Below are 16538 nucleotides of genomic sequence, written 5' to 3' on the forward strand. Positions count from 1 at the left end.
GAAAATTCCGCCTCAAGCGCACAAGTATTTCGAAAAATAATCGGAAATTCTTGCCGCGAAGTTTTTGAATTAATTCGGCAGGTTTTCCCGAATTGATCGGGAATCGAGAAGTTTTCGGAAACTTTACGTTCGCCGCGATCCCTTTCCAGTCAAGCGCTTGACGCCGATGCGCGGAATTATTTTTTATTTTTTTATTTGCATCCGATGCTATCGCGGAAAATTTTTCCAGATGAATGCCTGATGAATATCAAGCAATGGGCCCGGTTTTATTGTCGATTTACTTCATGCTACAACGACAGGCACTGACTTCAACCGTGGAGAGTGTCATCATGAATGCTCCGGCCGTGGCAGCCGAAACGCGCCATTCTTCTTCCGCCGCCCCCGCTACCGGCACGCGCCTCGCGGTGCAACCGGTGATTCTTGCCGGCGGCTCCGGCACACGCCTGTGGCCGATGTCGCGCGAACGTTTTCCGAAACAGCTGATCGGCCTGCTCGGCGATCATTCGCTGTTGCAGTCGACCGCCCTGCGCCTCGACGGCCTCGCGGCCGCTCATCCGCTGAACGACGACGTGCTGATCGTGTGCGGCGAGGATCACCGCTTCACGACCGCCGAACAGCTGCGCCTGACGGCCAAGCGCGCGACGATCATGCTCGAGCCGCTCGGCCGCGACACCGCGCCCGCGCTGACGCTCGCCGCGCTGCGGCTCGTCGCCGGCGGCAACGATGCGGTGATGACCGTGATGCCGGCCGACCATGCGGTCGCCGACCTGCCGCGCTTTCACGCAGCCGTCGCGGCCGGCGTGCACTGCGCCGCGCAAGGCAAGATCGCGACGATGGGCATCGTGCCGAAGCACGCGGAAACCGGCTACGGCTACATCCGCGTCGGCGCGCCGCTCGGCGATGCCGCGACGGGCAGCCTCGACGTGCGCCGCCTCGACCGTTTCGTCGAGAAGCCGCACCTCGAACTCGCGCAGCAGTACGTCGCGTCCGGCGAGTACTGGTGGAACAGCGGGATCTTCATCGTGCGCGCATCGGTCTGGCTGAAGGCGATCCGCCAGCTCGAACCGGCGATCTACGCCGCGTGCGAACAGGCCGTCGCCCAGGGCAAGGAAGACGGCGATTTCTTCCGCGTCGACCGCGACGCATTCGCCGCGTCGCCGTCGAACTCGATCGACTATGCGGTGATGGAGCCGCTCGCGAGCCTGCCGCAACTGTGCGAGAGCGTCGTCGTGCCGCTCGACGCCGGCTGGTCGGACGTCGGTTCGTGGGATGCGATCTGGCAGATCTCGCCGAAGGACGATGCGGAGAACGTCGGCCGCGGCAACGTGCTGTTCGAAGACGCCGAATCGACTTTCGCGCATTCGGAAAGCCGGCTCGTCGCGTGCGTCGGCACGCAGAACCTCGTCGTCGTCGAAACGCCCGACGCCGTGCTCGTCGCGGATAAATCGCGCGTGCAGGACGTGAAGAAAATCGTCGGCCGCATCAAGGCGCAACGCGGTGCGGAAGCCACCGATCACCGCAAGGTGCACCGCCCGTGGGGCCACTACGACTCGGTCGACATGGGCGAGCGCTTCCAGGTGAAACGCATCGTCGTGAAGCCGGGCGCGCAACTGTCGCTGCAGATGCACCACCACCGCGCCGAACACTGGATCGTCGTGCGCGGCACCGCGCGCATCACGCGCGGCGACGAAACGTTCCTGCTGTCCGAAAACGAATCGACGTACATCCCGCTCGGCGTCTCGCACCGCCTGGAGAACCCGGGCAAGATGCCGCTCGAACTGATCGAAGTGCAATCGGGCGCGTATCTCGGCGAGGACGACATCGTCCGCTTCGACGATACCTACGGGCGCCAGTGATGCATCAAACGCCGGCGGGCGCCGCTGTCGAAGCGGCGCCCGGCCGGCACGGCAGGCTTGAAGAGACGGCATTGCCGCGCGGGCGTCGTGGCACACGACGGCCCGCGCGTCGCATCGACACCGCGGTCAACCGACGCGGTATTCGTACTCGCGGCGCTCCGGCTGCACCGGATCGTTGCGGCCTTCGGTCAGCGCGCTCGCGTGACGCTCGGCGATGAAGCGCTTGATGTCCGACTCCGCACGCGCCAGCGCGGACAGGCCGGCCAGCACCTCGCTTTGCGGCTCGCGCGCCGGCTCGTCGCTCGCGCCGTGGCGATCGATCCACTGGCGCGCCCAGTCGAGCGCGAACTGCTCGGCTTCCTCGGCATCGGTGAAGCGCGGGCCGATGAGGCCCGAGCGCTCCACGCGCCGGTCGTCCTGCGAGATCTCGGCCCACGCGCGATACATCAGGTTCTGCACGGGCTGCGCGATGCCGCTGATCGTATAGCCGCGATACTCGTCGACTTGCGGTTCGGCCGCGGCGAAGCTCGCCGACGACGCATGTGCGTGGCGCAGCTCCGTCGCCGGCGCACCGGGCACGACGAACGACGTGTCGGACGGATCGATCACCGCATCGTCCTGCATCGCACTGACCGACGCACCTTCGCCCTCCCAAACGTTTGCCTGCGCAACCGGCAATTGCCACGACTCGGGGTTTTGCCAGAACACGCCGCGCAAGCGATCGTTGTCGGGTACGGGTTCCACCCGGCGCGCGGGAACGACCGGCACCGGCGGCGGCGGAATATACGCGAACGTGCGCCCGCTGAACTGGGTCAGCACGTCGATCATCTGCAGCAGCGTGCCGCTCGCCAGCCACTCTTCGTAGCGGCGACGGCACGTCGGCCCGGACGGATAACGACCGGGCAGCTTGGACCAGGCTTCCCCGGTCGTCAGGATCCAGAGCACCGCGTTCGCGACGACGCGCGGTTCGGCACGCGGACGCCCACGGCGATTCAGCCGGATGGGTTCATCGGCGATCAGCGTTGAAAGACGAAACCACTCTTCATCGTTAAGCTCATCGAAGAACATAGTAGATCTCTCCACGCAGCCAGGCCGGGCTGCGATTGGCGGCGCCATCGCGACACATCGGGTCGCGCGGCGGCCAGGTTGCACATTATGGTTATCCGGTGTTGTGCATGCCGGCTCGACACCGCACTTTCACGGTGCCGCGATTCCCGGCAATGGCGCACAAATCACGGTCTCACTCCAATGTGGGAATTTTTGTGCACGAAGCATACCATCCTCAGGGTTTATCTCAATATGACAATGACTTAATGTTACGCACTGAAACATCCAGCCATTGATGCGCAATCTATTTACGCTTGAATTTTTTTGCGAGATCTTTATGCCCGTCGCTGCAAAGGCCCGTCCGGCGGGGCTCTACAGGGTATGAAGAATAGCCTGAAATAAGCTGTTACAGGCTGATCCGGCCCTTGCCGGAAACAATTTCCCGGATTGCTTCCTAAAATCGGTAAATCACGGGAAAATTCGTAACAAGATATTCACGAATCGGTAAATCATTCAATTTCCGTTCACCTTAATTATCTCCGTGCACAATCTTTTTATTGTTTCTCTGCGAGTGATGAAAGTGCGGTGACGCGCGATGCACGGTATGTCTCCGCACGCAAACTCGTGACGCCTGTTACATCTTCTCGGCGACAGGCGCGCGGCAGCGCCGCCCGGCGAGCGGACATCCTGATTCGGGTCGGAACGGAAAAACGGAAACCGCCGTGCGGGACGCGCGGCGGTTGCGTCAGCGCAGATCGCCGGCCAGCGATGCGCTCACGTCCGCGTCCACGCGCTGCGGCGGCATTGCGTAGGCCGGGTGATCGCAGCCGATCGACAGCGCCGCCCCGCCCTTGAGCGCCGCGCGCATCGGCGCATCGAGTTCGAACCGCACGAAATGCACGGCCGACGTCTTCTCGGCGGTGTCGCGTTCGAGATCCTCGTCGGCGATCGCGTAGACGTTCGCATGCCCGTCGACCTGCACGTACACGCGATCCTCGACGCCGATCAGCCGCGCGAGCGCCGCGCGCCGCTCGGCCTCGTGCTCGTATTCGATCTGCATCGTCGCCTTCAGGTTGGTGCCGTCGGGCACCAGCGGCAGATAGGCTTCCAGTTCGCCTTCGATGCCGGCCTCGTCGAAGATCTTCTCGATGTGCAGCATCTCCTGGATCTGATAGCGGATCGTCGTCTCGTCCTCGAACAGGAAGCGCAGGTGGTTGCCGAGCGCCACCGCGCGGCGGCGCTTGTACGCGACGAGCCGCGCGTGTTCGGTCCTGCGGATCTTTGCGTATGCTTCGAGCGTCAGCAGGGAGTCGCGGGTCAGCGTCATGAGCAGTCCTCGTGGATGGCAGGCGTCGGATCAGATCCCGTATGCGCGGCGCAGCAGCGTGAGCGGATGCGCGAGCGGCGCGGACGGCAGCCCCTTCTCGTCAATGCCCTGCACGATGTGATGGCCTGCCAGCGCGCAGTCGGACGACACGACATCCGGTTGCGGCTCGGCCATCGCCTTGAACACGGGTGCGCCGATCCGCATCGCGTCCGCATGGAATTCCTTTTTCACGCCGAACGTGCCCGCATGGCCCGAGCAACGCTCGACGACGTTCACGCGCGTATCGGGCACGAGCGACAGCGCGTCAGCTGTCTTGCGGCCGATGTTCTGCACACGCGCATGGCACGGCACGTGATACGACACGGTACCGAGGCCGGTCTTGAAATCGGTCTTCAGCAGCCCGTCGCGATGCCGCGCGATCACGTATTCGAACGGATCCCAGAATGCGTCGGCCACCGCGCGCACGGCCTCGTCGCCGGGGAACATCAGCGGCAGCTCGCTCTTGTACATCAGCACGCAGCTCGGAATCGCGCCGATCAGCGCATAGCCTTCGCGCGCGTAGCGTTCGAGCACGGGCATGTTCACGGCCTTCTTCGCGGCGACGCCAGCGAGGTTGCCCTGCTCGAGCAGCGGCATCCCGCAGCAGGCTTCGCGTGTGACGAGTTCATACGGGATATCGTTGTGCGCGAGGATCGCGAGCAGGTCGTGGCCGATACCGGGTTCGTTGAAATTCACGTAGCACGTCGCGTAGATCGCGACCTTGCCGGGCGTGCGTTCGCCATCGCGCACGGGCGGGTTGCCGGAGCGCTTCGCGGCGCGCCGGAACTTGCGCGGCGCGAACTCAGGCAGCCATGCGTTGCGATCGACGCCGAGCGCCGCTTCGAGCGCGTGGCGCGCCGGCGGCGTGCGGTTCACCGCGTTCACCGCCTGCGTGACGATCGGAATGCCCGCGAAATGGCCGAGCGCGTCGGTATTCGACAGCACCTTGTCGCGCAACGCCACTTCGCCGCGCTGGTAGCGCGCGGCCTTGCCGCGCAGCATCAGGTGCGGGAAGTCGACGTTCCATGCGTGCGGCGGCACGTACGGGCATTTCGTCATGTAGCAGAGGTCGCACAGATAGCACTGGTCGACGACCTTGCCGAACGCTTCCTTCGGTACCTCCTCGATGTCGCCCATCGGCGTGTCGTCGACCAGGTCGAACAGCGCCGGAAACGCGCCGCACAGCGACACGCAGCGCCGGCACCCGGCGCAGATGTCGAACACGCGCGTCATTTCAGCGTCGATCGCGGCCTGGTCGTAGAACGCATCGGACTGCCAGTCGAGCGGATGCCGGGTCGGGGCTTCGAGACTGCCTTCCTTGTGGGGCATGGGGCGCTCCAGCGTGGCGCGCATGCGCGCGAGCGCGCCGCCCGCGCACGGCGGGCGGCGATGAACGAACAGCCGGCCGCGTGCCGGTCGCACGGCGCTGCCGTGCGGCCTGCGGCGGCCCGTCAGTCGACGAGACTGTCCAGCGCCTTCGTATAACGGTTTGCGTGGCTGCGTTCGGCCTTCGCGAGCGTTTCGAACCAGTTCGCGATTTCGTCGAAGCCTTCGTCGCGCGCGGTCTTCGCCATGCCCGGATACATGTCGGTGTATTCGTGCGTCTCGCCGGCGATCGCCGATTCGAGATTCAGCCGCGACGAACCGAACGGCAAGCCCGTGGCCGGATCGCCGACGGCTTCCAGGTATTCGAGATGGCCGTGCGCATGGCCGGTTTCGCCTTCGGCGGTCGAGCGGAACAGCGCGGCGAGGTCGTTTTGCCCTTCGACGTCAGCCTTCGAAGCGAAATACAGATAGCGCCGGTTCGCCTGCGATTCACCCGCGAATGCGGCCTTCAGGTTCTCTTCGGTCTTGCTGCCCTTGAGGTGAGCCATTTGCGCCTCCGTTCGAGTCGGCGCGGCCGCATGCGAAGCCGGGCCGATGAAGTATGTGGGGAACGATGCGTGTGCCGGGGCGCGCGCATCGTGCTCTTCAATCTAGGCGCTCGCGTTCGCATCCCCCAATAGGCTTTTTCAATGCGCGCGATAGTGTCGGGCCGGACGCGGGTGGCGCCGGGGGCAGCAACGACGGGGCACGCTCACGCGTGCATCATGCGTCACGCATCCGTCGCGCGCTTCAGCAGCAATTCGCGTTCACGCTCGTTGCGCGTCAGTTCCGCCGCGCGGCGGAACTCGCGCCTGGCCTCGTCGGCACGGCCGAGCTTCGCGAGCAGGTCGCCGCGCACGCTCGGCAGCCAGTGATAGCGCGCCAGTGCGGGATGGTCGCGCAGCGCATCGACGAGTTCGAGCGCCGCGGCCGGCCCGAAGGCCATCCCCACGGCTACCGCGCGATTCAGCTCGACGACGGGCGACGGCGCAACCTCGACGAGCGCGTCGTACAGCGCGACGATCTGCGCCCAGTCGGTATCCGACGCGTGCCGCGCACGTGCATGGCAAGCGGCCAGCGCGGCCTGCAGCGCATACGGCCCGTGCACGCCGCCGGGCTTCGTCGCCCGCTCCAGCGCCGCGAGGCCGCGCCGGATCAGCAGCGGATCCCAGCGGCTGCGATCCTGGTCGAGCAGCAGCACGGGCCGGCCCTGCGCATCGGTGCGCGCATGCATGCGCGATGCCTGCAGTTCCATCAGCGCGACGAGTCCGAGCACTTCGCTTTCGTCCGGCGCGAGCCCGGCCAGCACGCGGCCGAGCCGCAGCGCCTCGTCGCACAGCGCCGGACGCGTCCAGTCGTCGCCGGCGGTCGCCGCATGGCCTTCGTTGAACACGAGGTAGATCACTTCGAGCACCGACGCGAGCCGCGCGGGCCGCGCATCCGCGGCCGGCACCTCGAACGGCACGTTCGCGGCCGAGAGCGTGCGCTTTGCGCGCACGATCCGCTGCGCGATCGTCGGCTCGGGCGTCAGGAACGCGCGCGCGATCTCGCCCGTCGTCAGCCCGCCGAGCAGCCGCAGCGTCAGCGCGACGCGCGCATCAGTCGACAGCACCGGGTGGCACGACGTGAAGATCAGCCGCAGCAGGTCGTCGCCGATGTCGTCGTCGCTCGCGTCGGCGAGCGCCTCCGCGATGTCGGGGACGACGTGCGCTTCGAGCGCGTCCATCTCGTGCCCGAGCTGGTCGCGCTTCGCCGCATGCAGCGACTCCTGCCGGACGCGATCGAGCGCGCGACGCTTCACGGCCGTCATCAGCCAGGCGGCCGGGTTGTCGGGCACGCCGTCGACGGGCCAGTGCTCGAGCGCCGCGACGAGCGTGTCCTGCGCCAGCTCCTCGGCCACGCCGACGTCGCGCACCACGCGCGCGGCGCGCGCGATGATCTTCGGCGCCTCGATTCGCCAGACCGCTTCGATCGCACGATGCGTCGCCTCAAGCGTCACGACACCTGCCCCTGGCCGGACGCGTCCAGCGGCATGGCCATCAGCTCCCATGCGTGGCCGTCCGGATCGTCGAACCCGTGGCCGTACATGTTCGGGTACTCGCGCGGCGGCTGCGGCGCGGAACCGCCGGCCGCGAGCGCCTTCGCGACGATCGCGTCGACCTCGGCGCGGTTTTCGCACGACAGGCACGACAGCACCTGCACCTGCGTCGCCGGATCGATGATCGCCTTGCCGGTAAAGGTCTGGAAAAACGGCCGCACGAGCAGCATCGCGAAGATCGTGTCGCTGATCTTGATGCAGGCGGCCATGTCGTTGGTGTATTCCGGCACGACCTCGTAGCCGAGCGCCTGGTAGAACGCCTTCGAGCGCGGCAGGTCGGCCACGGGCAGGTTGATGAAGACCATCTTGTGCATGACGGGTGCTCCCGGTGAAGTTGGATTCAGATGGACGTTCAGGCGCCCTTGCGGCCGACGTCGAGCTCGCGGAACCGCTCGACCGCATCGCTCGGCGTAAGGTCGTCGAGTTCGAACAGCGGCCGCACCTCGATCTCGCAATCCATCTCGGCGCCGAACGGCGCGGGAAACCGGCGCGTCCATTCGAGCGCCTCGTCGCGCGAACGCACCTGGATCAGCGTGTAGCCGGCGATCAGTTCCTTCGTTTCGGCGAACGGGCCGTCGACCACCGAGCCCTTGCCGCCCGAGTACCGCACGCGCCAGCCGCGCGCGCTCGGCCGCAGCCCGTTCGCGTCGAGCAGCACGCCGGCCTTGGCCAGTTCCTCGTGATAGACGGTCATGGCCTCGACCAGCCGGTTGTCCGGCAACGCGTCGGATTCGCTGACGGCGTTCGCCCGGATCATGATCATGAATCGCATCGTTCACTCCTTGTCGTTGATGGAAGGAGGCGCCCGTTCATCGGAGCCTTATCCGGACGACGCGCGAACGACGGCCGGATCGACACGCGCCGCGACGCATCAGGGTAAATACCGAGTCGCGGTCGTTACAGGAAGCACGGACCGACCGCGCGAACCTCGACCGTGCACCATTGCGCCGCCGGGCACTGGCGTGCGATCTCGATCGCCTCTTCGCGTGTGTCGACGTCGACGAGGAAGAAGCCGCCGACCATTTCCTTTGCCTCCGCGAACGGGCCGTCGACCAGGCGCGTCTCGCCGTCGCGCACCTGCACGCGCGTGCCGCGCTCGGAGCGCTCCAGCGACTCGACGCCGCGCAGCACGCCACGCGCCTTCAGCGACTCGGCGAAATCGACCATCCGCGCGTACAGCGCCTGACCTTCGTCGAGCGTGCGCTCGGCGCGCTGTTCGGTTGGTTCGACTATCAACAGCATGTAAGACATGGACTTCTCCTGTGGGAACGGGGTGCGGCGACGTTCGCCGTGCGATCGGCAAGCGACACCCGATGCAAAAGCGTAGCAGCCGCGCTGCGACCTGCCGACATCGTTAGCCGATCGGCACTGGCCTGACGGCCAATTCGGCCGCTTCCTGACATTTTGCCTTCAGGATTCAGTCCCGAACTGTCGGATTTTCTTCCTGAGGATCGTCCCATGTCACGCCTGCTGCCACTGCTTGCCGTTGCACTGTCGCTCGCCCTCTCCGTCCGCACGGCCATGGCCGTGCCGCCGGTCAGCGCCGGCTGCGGCGGCGCGACCTCGGCGATCGCCGACCTCCGCCGGGGCGACGGCCCGTCGCCGGTGGCAGGACACACGACGTCGATCGAGGCCGTCGTCACTGCGGCGTTCAGCGGACCCGACGGCCTCGGCGGCTTCTTCGTCCAGCAGGCCGACGCGCAGCGCAAGCGCAGGCCGGGCGTCCCGGAAGGCCTGTTCGTGTACGCGCCGAACGCGCGCACGAACGCAGGCGATCTCGTGCATCTCACCGGCAGGGTCGACGATCGATACGGTCGCACGCAGTTCACGCTGACGGGCGGGATCGCCGTCTGCGCACGCGGGCAAAGCGTCACGGCCGCCACGCTCACGCTGCCGGTCGCCACGCCGGCCGTGCTGGCCGCGCACGAAGGCATGCTGGTGCGCCTGCCGCAAACGCTGACAGTCAGCGACACGCATGAACTCGGCCGCTACGGCAGCATCGTGCTCAGCAATGGCCGGTTGCGCATCCCGACCCAGGTCGCCCCGCCCGCCGAAGCCGCTGCGCTCGCAGCGGCCAACGCGCGCAACCGCATCGTGCTCGACGATGGCTCGAACCGCCGCGATCGCGCGGCCGTACGCTATCCGCCGCCCGCGCTGAGCGCCGCCAACACGCTTCGCTCGGGCTACACGGTGCGCGGCGTCGAAGGCGTGCTCGAACTGCGCCACGGCGCGTGGCGGCTGCAACCGGCCGCCGGCGCCGCGCCGGTGTTCGACGCCACGGCGAACCCGCGCACCGATGCGCCGGCCCGGCATCCCGACGCCGACGTGCGCATCGTGTCGTTCAACGTGTTCAACTATTTCAATGGCGACGGCCAGGGCGGCGGATTCGGTGCGGCGGCCAATCGTGGCGCAAAAACGCCTGCCGCGTTCGCGCGGCAGGAGGCGAAGATCGTCGCGGCGTTGCGCGCGCTGCGCGCCGACGTCATCGGGCTGATGGAAATCGCGAACAACGGCCACGGCGACGCGAGCGCCGTGCGGCGTCTCGCCGCCCAACTCGGCGACGGCTGGCGCGCGGTCGATCCCGGTACCGCGCGGCGCGGCCGCGATGCCATCGCGGTCGCGCTGCTGTACGACAGCCGCACGGTCGAACCGGTCTGGCGTGCCGCCACCGTCGCGCTCGGTGGCCGGCACCGGCCGCCGCTCGCGCAGACATTCCGGCGCGTCGGCGGCACGCGCGCGTTCACGGTCGCGGTCAATCACCTGAAGTCGAAGAACTGCCCGAACGCGAGCGGCGCCGATCGCGACCAGTCGGACGGCCAGGGCTGCTGGAATGCGGCGCGCACGCGGGCAGCCGTGCGCATCGCCGACTGGCTCGCGACGTCGCCGACCGGCGCCGCCGCCGACGGCGTGCTGCTGATCGGCGACCTGAACAGCTACGCGAAGGAAGATCCCGTTCGTATGCTCGAAGCGCGCGGCTACGCGAACCTCGTGGCCCGCTTCGCCGGCGATGCTGCGTACAGCTACGTATTTCGCGGCGAGGCCGGCAGCCTCGATCATGCGCTCGCGACGCCGGCACTCGCCGCGCGCGTCAAAGCCGCGCATGTCTGGCACATCAACGCCGATGAACCGCTTGCACTGCAACCCGTGCCCGATTACAAAACGGCCGCGCATCGGTCGTCCTATTACGCCCCCGACGCATATCGATCGTCGGACCACGATCCCGTCATCATCGACCTCGCACTGGGCAACCGCTCGCGGATGCCGGTCGCGGGCACAAACCCTGCTCGTCAGTACACCGTCGATTAGTGCATTTGCATCAGACCATCGCCTGCAACGGCACTATTTACCTCGCACCCCGCGCGACGCCATATTTACCGGACATTCACTGCGTGTCGCTGTCCGCTGCATGCGTTTTGCCCAATTGAGAATTTTTTGCAATCTTCGCGCCGCCCCGCACGACGGGGCTTCCCGGCGATCCTGCCGACGAATTGAAAAATTGTCTCGAAACTCAATCGGATCAAGTGAATCACATTAGTTGCTGGGATTCGTCTTATCTTCAAATTGGCCTTGAATCGAAGGAGGATAAACATCATGGCGCTCACCGACTCGATCGAACACAAGCTGGACCGCGGCCTGGCCGACATCCGTCGCACCGGCCGCCGCGTGGGACGCACGACGCGCTCTGCCGCCCGCGACCTGCATGCCGATGTGACCGACGATCTGCGCGGGCTGGTCGACGAACTGGAAGACCTGCTGAAAAACGATGGCGACGGCGATATCGCCGCGCTGCGCAAGCGCGTGCAATCCAGGCTCGATGAAGCGCGCAGCACGCTCGACTACGCGTCGGGCAGCGCGGCCGCCCGGCTGCGCGAATCGGCCGAACGCGTGTCGCAGGCCGTGCACGACAACCCGTGGCAAACCGCCGGCGTCGTCGCGGGTCTCGCGTTCGTTGCGGGCCTGCTCCTTGCCCGGCGTTGATCGCGGCCGGCCGCCCTGCTGCTCGCCCCGCTGCCCGCACCGCCCATCCTCAATCAGACAACGAAGGAGAACCGCCATGCAGAAATCCCTCGCCATGAAAGCCGCCGCCGCCGTGATGCTCGGCAGCCTCGCGCTCGCCGGCTGCACGACCACGCCCGACAAACCCGAAAACGCGTCGACCAGCGCATCGAAGCGCCAGTCGATCGACGCCAGCGTGAACGCCACGCTGTCGCGCCTCTATTCGACGGTGCCGGGCTCGCGTGAACTCGTCGCGAAATCGCGCGGCGTGCTCGTGTTCCCGAACGTGCTGCAGGCCGGCTTCATCGTCGGCGGCCAGTCCGGCAACGGCGCACTGCGCGTCGGCGGCAGCACCGTCGGCTACTACAACACGTCGTCGCTGTCGGTCGGCCTGCAGGCCGGCGCGCAGTCGAAGGCGATCGTGTTCCTGTTCATGACGCAGGATGCGCTCGACTCGTTCCGCAGGTCGGACGGCTGGGCCGCCGGCGCCGATGCATCGGTCGCGGTCGTGAAGGTCGGCGCGAACGGTGCGGTCGACACCACCACGGCCACCGCGCCGGTCGAGGTGCTGGTCCTGACCAACGCGGGCCTGATGGGCGACCTGTCGGTGAACGGCACCAAGGTCACGAAGCTCAACATCTGACGATGCGTCACGCGGCGTTGCGCCGCGTTCGCTTCCCGGCAGCGCCGCGGCCCCGGCCGCGGCGTTTTCGCTTGGGTCACGCGCAGCGGCTATGATGGCGGGACCTTTGCGGGCATACTCCCGTTCGGGCCGCCCCACGCCGCGTTCCGCCGCGAACCCGTGACGTTCGCGAGCCGATCGCGCCCCGGGCAACGCAATTCAATCAAACGAAGCAACAATCTGCGCGAACGCCATCCATGGAAAGCGGACACGATCACCAAAAATTCTTCTATTTCCTGCTGGCCGCGGTCACCGTCGGACTCTGCTGGATCCTCGCGCCGTTCTCCGGCGCCGTGTTCTGGGGCACCATACTCGCGATCCTGTTCCAGCCCGTGCAGCGCTGGCTCGCCGCGCGCTTCGGCAAGCGGCGCAACCTGGCCGCGCTCCTGACGCTGTCGCTGATCGTCCTGATCGTGATCCTCCCGCTCGTGTTCGTCGCGGCGACACTCGTGCAGGAAATCGCATACGTGTACCAGGAAATCAAGACCGCGCAGCCGAACTATTCGCAGTACTTCCAGGACATCATCCACGCGCTGCCGTCGTCGATCCAGCACCTGCTGCAGAAGTACGGGCTGACCAACATCCCGAGCATCCAGAAGAAACTGACCGATGGCGCCGCGCAGATCAGCCAGCTCGCCGCGGCCCAGGCACTCAGCATCGGTCAGAACACGTTCCAGTTCGTCGTGAGCTTCGGCGTGATGCTGTACATGGTGTTCTTCCTGCTGCGCGACGGCGGCGAAATCGGCCGCCGCGTGCGCCGCGCGCTGCCGCTCGACGACGAGCACAAGAACCTGCTGCTGGCCAAGTTCACGACGGTCGTGCGCGCGACGGTGAAGGGCAACATCGCGGTCGCGCTCGTGCAGGGCGCGCTCGGCGGGCTGATCTTCTGGATCCTCGGGATCGAAGGCGTCGTGCTGTGGGGCGCGCTGATGGCGTTCCTGTCGCTGCTGCCCGCGATCGGCGCGAGCCTCGTATGGGTGCCGGCCGCGCTCTACCTCCTGATGATCGGCGCGGTGTGGAAATGCGTGATCCTCGTCGCGTTCTGCGTGGGCGTGATCGGCCTCGTCGACAACCTGCTGCGCCCGATCCTCGTCGGCAAGGACACGAAGATGCCCGACTGGGTCGTGCTGATCTCGACGCTCGGCGGGATGGCGCTGTTCGGCATCACCGGCTTCGTGATCGGGCCGCTCGTCGCCGCACTGTTCATGGCGAGCTGGGACATCTACGCACGTTCGGAACAGGGCGAATGACGCGCCGCATGGCCGGCGTGCAGTGATCTGCACACCTGCGGAAACCGTCCGTCAAGGATGACGGATGCGGATCACGACGGGCGCTACGGCGCCCGTTTCACCATCTGCCGCAACCGTCATCACCCCGCCATACGGGCCGACGCGATGCGCACGGCCCGATACCAGCGGCACGCTTCGATCATCGCGTGCATCGCGCCACGTTGCGCGCACGCCCGCAACGGCATCCGGCTCGAACGGCGTGCCCCCGGCCGCGGCCAGCGTCACCTGCGCGCCCGGCAAGCGCCGGCCGTGCGCATCGAACCGGAGCGTCGCCGCCGCGCTGCCTGTCATCTCCCGCCCTTCAACAAAGGCGCCGGACGGCGCTTCGAACGTTACGTCGTAGAGATCGACGAGTGCGCCCGTGAAATGCACGACGCCGTCCGACGTGGCCTGCCCGTTTGCCATCGCATTCGACATGGCCAGCACGACACCGAGCCCGAGAGCGGTCCTCTGCACGGCGCCCGTACACCACACCATTCGATCGCACACCGCATCCGTTGCCGATGCAGCCCGTTTCGCGTCGTTTCGCATGTTCCCTCTCCCCTGCGCGTGGCCAGAAAAAAAGCGGCGTGACGCGTCGGTCACGCCGCCTGTCTGCTGGCAATCACTTTAGGGAGAGCGGCCGGAACAATATATGGGACAAGTCCTAAACTGCGGCCTGGTTGATCGTACTCACGGCCGTCGACCCCCGGTCGCGGCAACCGGCGGCCGGCATCGCACGCCCGTCACGCGTCCGGATCGACGCGCAGCACGAGCTTGCCGCGATGATCGCCGTCGAACAGGCGATTGAGCACGTCCGGTGCGTTTTCGAGACCGTCTGCCACGGTTTCCTCGGCCTTGAGCCGGCCGTCGCGCAACCAGCCTGAAAGCGTCTGCACGGCTTCGCGGCTCTTGCGGTAATCGAGGATCAGGAAGCCGCGCATCGTCAGCCGCTTCGAGATCAGCACACCGACGTCGTCGGCCGCGCGGCCGCTGTTGTAGTTCGAGATCACGCCGCACAGCGCGACGCGCCCGCCGATCACCATCCGCGACAGCACCGCGCGCATCACCTCGCCGCCGACGTTCTCGAAGTTCACGTGCACGCCGTCCGGCGTCGCGGCCTTCAATTGCTGACGGAAATCGTCGGCCTTGTAGTCGACAGCCGCGTCGAAGCCGAGTGTCTCGGTCAGGTAGCGGCACTTGTCCGCGCCGCCCGCGATGCCGACCACGCGCGCACCGTGAATCTTGCCGATCTGCCCGGCGATCGAGCCGACCGACCCGGCCGCCGCCGACACGACGAGCGTCTCGCCCGCCTGCACCGGCGCGATGTCGGTCAGCCCGTAATACGCGGTCAGCCCGCTCATCCCGCATGCGCCGAGCAGCGTCGGCAGCGGCAGGCCCGAGTGCGCGGGCAGCTTCACGAGCTGTGCGGCCTGGTCGGCCGGCACGACCGCATAGTCCTGCCAGCCGACGAGCCCCTGCACGAGCTCGCCTTCCGCGAAACCGGCATGGCGCGAGGCGACCACGCGCCCGATGCCGAGCGCACGCATCACCTCGCCGATCGCGACGGGCGGCAGGTACTGCGGCACGTCGCTCATCCACACGCGGTTGGTCGGGTCCATCGACAGGTACAGCACGCGCACGAGCACCTCGCCGTCTGCGAGCGCCGGCACCGGCGTCTCGACGAGCGAAAAATGTTCGCGGCCGACGCGCCCTTCGGGGCGCGTCTTCAGCAGCAGTTGGCGGTTCACGAGTGTCGACACGGTGTTCTCCTCCAGTCGTTGTGGTTCGGGATGCGCGTCAGACCGCGCACATGCCGCCGTCGATCACGAGTTCGGCGGCCGTCACGAAGCGGCTCTCGTCGGAGGCGAGATACACGGCCGCATGCGCGACGTCGTCCGGCTCGCCGAGCCGGCGCAGCGGAATGCCGCGCGCGAGCTTGCGTGTCGCGTCGCGTTCGCCGAGCGACTGGAACAGCGGCTCGACGATCCCCGTGCGGATGAACGCCGGGTGAATCGAATTGCAGCGCACGTCGATCTCGCGGCGCGCACAGTCGATCGCGACCGACTTCGTCAACGACGCGACCGCCGCCTTCGACGCGTTGTACGCGGTGAAATCCGGCTCGACCTTGAACGCGGCGACCGACGAGATGTTGATGATCGATGCGGGATGGCTCTCGGCCAGGTACGACAGCGCATGCTTGCAGCCGAGCACGATGCTCTCGACGTTGATCGCCATCACGCGCCGCCACTCGTCCAGCTCGATCTGCGCGGGCGAGCCGATCGAGCCGACACCCGCGTTGTTGACGAGCACCGACAGCCCGCCCATCGCATCGACCGCCTGTGCGAGCAGCGCCTGCCAGCGCGCTTCGTCGCGCACGTCCTGCGTCGCGGCGAACGCGACCGGCGTGGCGTGGCCCGCGTTGAGTTCCTGCGCGAACGCGTCGAGCACCGTCGCTTCGGCGATGTCGGTCAGGAACACGCGCGCACCCTGCTCGACCATCCGGCGCGCGATCGCGCGGCCGAGGCCGCCGGCGGCGCCCGTGATGTATGCGCACTTGCCTGCGAGGCGCGATGAAACGGCTGTCATGTGACTGGCTCCTGTCGTGAATCGTCGTCGCGGAACGCTGCCGCGACGGGGTTTTCGTGCGTATCCCGGCCGACACGGGCCGGTTGACCGTGCGTCGCCGTAACGACGCGCCGCACGGTTTCCGCGAGTATATCGAGATGACTGCGACGCGCACCGGGCAGTCCCGGCAGCCGGCCCCGGTTGAACGTCAGCCAGCGTACGCGAATGCCGCCAATCGATGAAATGAATATTCGTTATGCCCGGTCATAGAAATCGTTCATGACTTTCACGC

16 protein-coding genes are annotated in these 16538 nt (G+C 66.9%); 5 read left to right on the forward strand and 11 right to left on the reverse strand.

The annotated features are described in order from the left end of the window. The first annotated feature begins 329 nt into the window (after positions 1-329). Complete coding sequence (locus HWX87_RS04860; protein ID WP_176046041.1) at positions 330-1856, forward strand: mannose-1-phosphate guanylyltransferase/mannose-6-phosphate isomerase; 1527 nt, start codon at positions 330-332, stop codon at positions 1854-1856. Between the two features lie 126 nt (positions 1857-1982). Here the strand turns inward: HWX87_RS04860 and HWX87_RS04865 are convergent, their stop codons facing one another. The 8 genes from HWX87_RS04865 to HWX87_RS04900 all read right to left on the reverse strand — a co-directional run bounded on the left by HWX87_RS04865 (position 1983) and on the right by HWX87_RS04900 (position 8983). Continuing rightward, positions 1983-2924, reverse strand: coding sequence for a DUF6566 family protein (locus tag HWX87_RS04865; RefSeq protein WP_176046346.1), 942 nt, complete (start codon positions 2922-2924; stop codon positions 1983-1985). Positions 2925-3648: 724 nt separating this feature from the next. After that, the gene (locus tag HWX87_RS04870; protein ID WP_176046042.1) at positions 3649-4230 is read right to left on the reverse strand and encodes a DUF3501 family protein; all 582 of its coding nucleotides are present in this window, start codon (positions 4228-4230) and stop codon (positions 3649-3651) included. Positions 4231-4260: 30 nt separating this feature from the next. Next, positions 4261-5598: a heterodisulfide reductase-related iron-sulfur binding cluster gene (locus HWX87_RS04875; protein WP_176046043.1), complete on the reverse strand. Its 1338-nt coding sequence runs from the start codon at positions 5596-5598 to the stop codon at positions 4261-4263. A gap of 122 nt (positions 5599-5720) precedes the next feature. Further along, positions 5721-6143 (reverse strand): rubrerythrin family protein, encoded by a 423-nt coding sequence (locus HWX87_RS04880; RefSeq protein WP_034185149.1) that lies wholly within the window; start codon positions 6141-6143, stop codon positions 5721-5723. Positions 6144-6364: 221 nt separating this feature from the next. Continuing rightward, a complete protein-coding gene (locus HWX87_RS04885) occupies positions 6365-7633 on the reverse strand; it encodes an RNA polymerase sigma factor (protein ID WP_176046044.1) in 1269 nt (422 codons plus the stop codon). Next, entirely contained in the window at positions 7630-8046 is a 417-nt protein-coding gene (locus tag HWX87_RS04890) for a glyoxalase/bleomycin resistance/extradiol dioxygenase family protein (RefSeq protein ID WP_176046045.1), read from the reverse strand. The genes HWX87_RS04885 and HWX87_RS04890 overlap by 4 nt, the downstream gene beginning before the upstream one ends. Before the next feature lie 38 nt (positions 8047-8084). Continuing rightward, positions 8085-8504, reverse strand: a complete 420-nt coding sequence (locus HWX87_RS04895) for a YciI family protein (RefSeq protein WP_176046046.1) — start codon at positions 8502-8504, stop codon at positions 8085-8087. Between the two features lie 125 nt (positions 8505-8629). Then, positions 8630-8983: a YciI family protein gene (locus HWX87_RS04900; protein ID WP_176046047.1), complete on the reverse strand. Its 354-nt coding sequence runs from the start codon at positions 8981-8983 to the stop codon at positions 8630-8632. A gap of 207 nt (positions 8984-9190) precedes the next feature. Between HWX87_RS04900 and HWX87_RS04905 the strand changes: the two genes are divergently transcribed. From HWX87_RS04905 to HWX87_RS04920, 4 genes are all read left to right on the forward strand, one after another. Then, positions 9191-11038, forward strand: coding sequence for an ExeM/NucH family extracellular endonuclease (locus HWX87_RS04905; RefSeq protein WP_176046048.1), 1848 nt, complete (start codon positions 9191-9193; stop codon positions 11036-11038). Between the two features lie 285 nt (positions 11039-11323). Then, entirely contained in the window at positions 11324-11710 is a 387-nt protein-coding gene (locus HWX87_RS04910) for a DUF883 family protein (RefSeq protein ID WP_176046049.1), read from the forward strand. Between the two features lie 76 nt (positions 11711-11786). Continuing rightward, positions 11787-12371, forward strand: a complete 585-nt coding sequence (locus HWX87_RS04915; RefSeq protein WP_176046050.1) for a YSC84-related protein — start codon at positions 11787-11789, stop codon at positions 12369-12371. A gap of 236 nt (positions 12372-12607) precedes the next feature. Beyond that, a complete protein-coding gene (locus HWX87_RS04920) occupies positions 12608-13660 on the forward strand; it encodes an AI-2E family transporter (RefSeq protein WP_176046051.1) in 1053 nt (350 codons plus the stop codon). A 51-nt stretch (positions 13661-13711) separates the two neighbouring features. Here HWX87_RS04920 and HWX87_RS04925 read toward each other — a convergent pair whose 3' ends face one another. The 3 genes from HWX87_RS04925 to HWX87_RS04935 all read right to left on the reverse strand — a co-directional run bounded on the left by HWX87_RS04925 (position 13712) and on the right by HWX87_RS04935 (position 16267). Further along, a complete protein-coding gene (locus HWX87_RS04925; RefSeq protein WP_176046052.1) occupies positions 13712-14230 on the reverse strand; it encodes a thioesterase in 519 nt (172 codons plus the stop codon). 194 nt (positions 14231-14424) lie between these two features. Beyond that, positions 14425-15441, reverse strand: a complete 1017-nt coding sequence (locus tag HWX87_RS04930) for an NADP-dependent oxidoreductase (RefSeq protein WP_176046053.1) — start codon at positions 15439-15441, stop codon at positions 14425-14427. Positions 15442-15478: 37 nt separating this feature from the next. After that, entirely contained in the window at positions 15479-16267 is a 789-nt protein-coding gene (locus HWX87_RS04935) for an SDR family oxidoreductase (protein WP_176046054.1), read from the reverse strand. Between the last annotated feature and the right edge of the window lie 271 nt (positions 16268-16538).

The organism is Burkholderia sp. BCC1644, from assembly GCF_902833225.1.
GTDB lineage: Bacteria > Pseudomonadota > Gammaproteobacteria > Burkholderiales > Burkholderiaceae > Burkholderia.

Excerpts from the sequence above, each read along its gene's own strand:
- HWX87_RS04920 (WP_176046051.1), top strand. The coding sequence starts at position 12,608 with ATGGAAAGCGGACACGATCACCAAAAATTCTTCTATTTCCTGCTGGCC.
- HWX87_RS04915 (WP_176046050.1), top strand. The coding sequence starts at position 11,787 with ATGCAGAAATCCCTCGCCATGAAAGCCGCCGCCGCCGTGATGCTCGGC.
- HWX87_RS04900 (WP_176046047.1), bottom strand. The coding sequence starts at position 8,983 with ATGTCTTACATGCTGTTGATAGTCGAACCAACCGAACAGCGCGCCGAG.
- HWX87_RS04925 (WP_176046052.1), bottom strand. The coding sequence starts at position 14,230 with ATGCGAAACGACGCGAAACGGGCTGCATCGGCAACGGATGCGGTGTGC.
- HWX87_RS04905 (WP_176046048.1), top strand. The coding sequence starts at position 9,191 with ATGTCACGCCTGCTGCCACTGCTTGCCGTTGCACTGTCGCTCGCCCTC.
- HWX87_RS04860 (WP_176046041.1), top strand. The coding sequence starts at position 330 with ATGAATGCTCCGGCCGTGGCAGCCGAAACGCGCCATTCTTCTTCCGCC.
- HWX87_RS04880 (WP_034185149.1), bottom strand. The coding sequence starts at position 6,143 with ATGGCTCACCTCAAGGGCAGCAAGACCGAAGAGAACCTGAAGGCCGCA.
- HWX87_RS04890 (WP_176046045.1), bottom strand. The coding sequence starts at position 8,046 with ATGCACAAGATGGTCTTCATCAACCTGCCCGTGGCCGACCTGCCGCGC.
- HWX87_RS04910 (WP_176046049.1), top strand. The coding sequence starts at position 11,324 with ATGGCGCTCACCGACTCGATCGAACACAAGCTGGACCGCGGCCTGGCC.
- HWX87_RS04870 (WP_176046042.1), bottom strand. The coding sequence starts at position 4,230 with ATGACGCTGACCCGCGACTCCCTGCTGACGCTCGAAGCATACGCAAAG.
- HWX87_RS04935 (WP_176046054.1), bottom strand. The coding sequence starts at position 16,267 with ATGACAGCCGTTTCATCGCGCCTCGCAGGCAAGTGCGCATACATCACG.
- HWX87_RS04895 (WP_176046046.1), bottom strand. The coding sequence starts at position 8,504 with ATGCGATTCATGATCATGATCCGGGCGAACGCCGTCAGCGAATCCGAC.
- HWX87_RS04865 (WP_176046346.1), bottom strand. The coding sequence starts at position 2,924 with ATGTTCTTCGATGAGCTTAACGATGAAGAGTGGTTTCGTCTTTCAACG.
- HWX87_RS04875 (WP_176046043.1), bottom strand. The coding sequence starts at position 5,598 with ATGCCCCACAAGGAAGGCAGTCTCGAAGCCCCGACCCGGCATCCGCTC.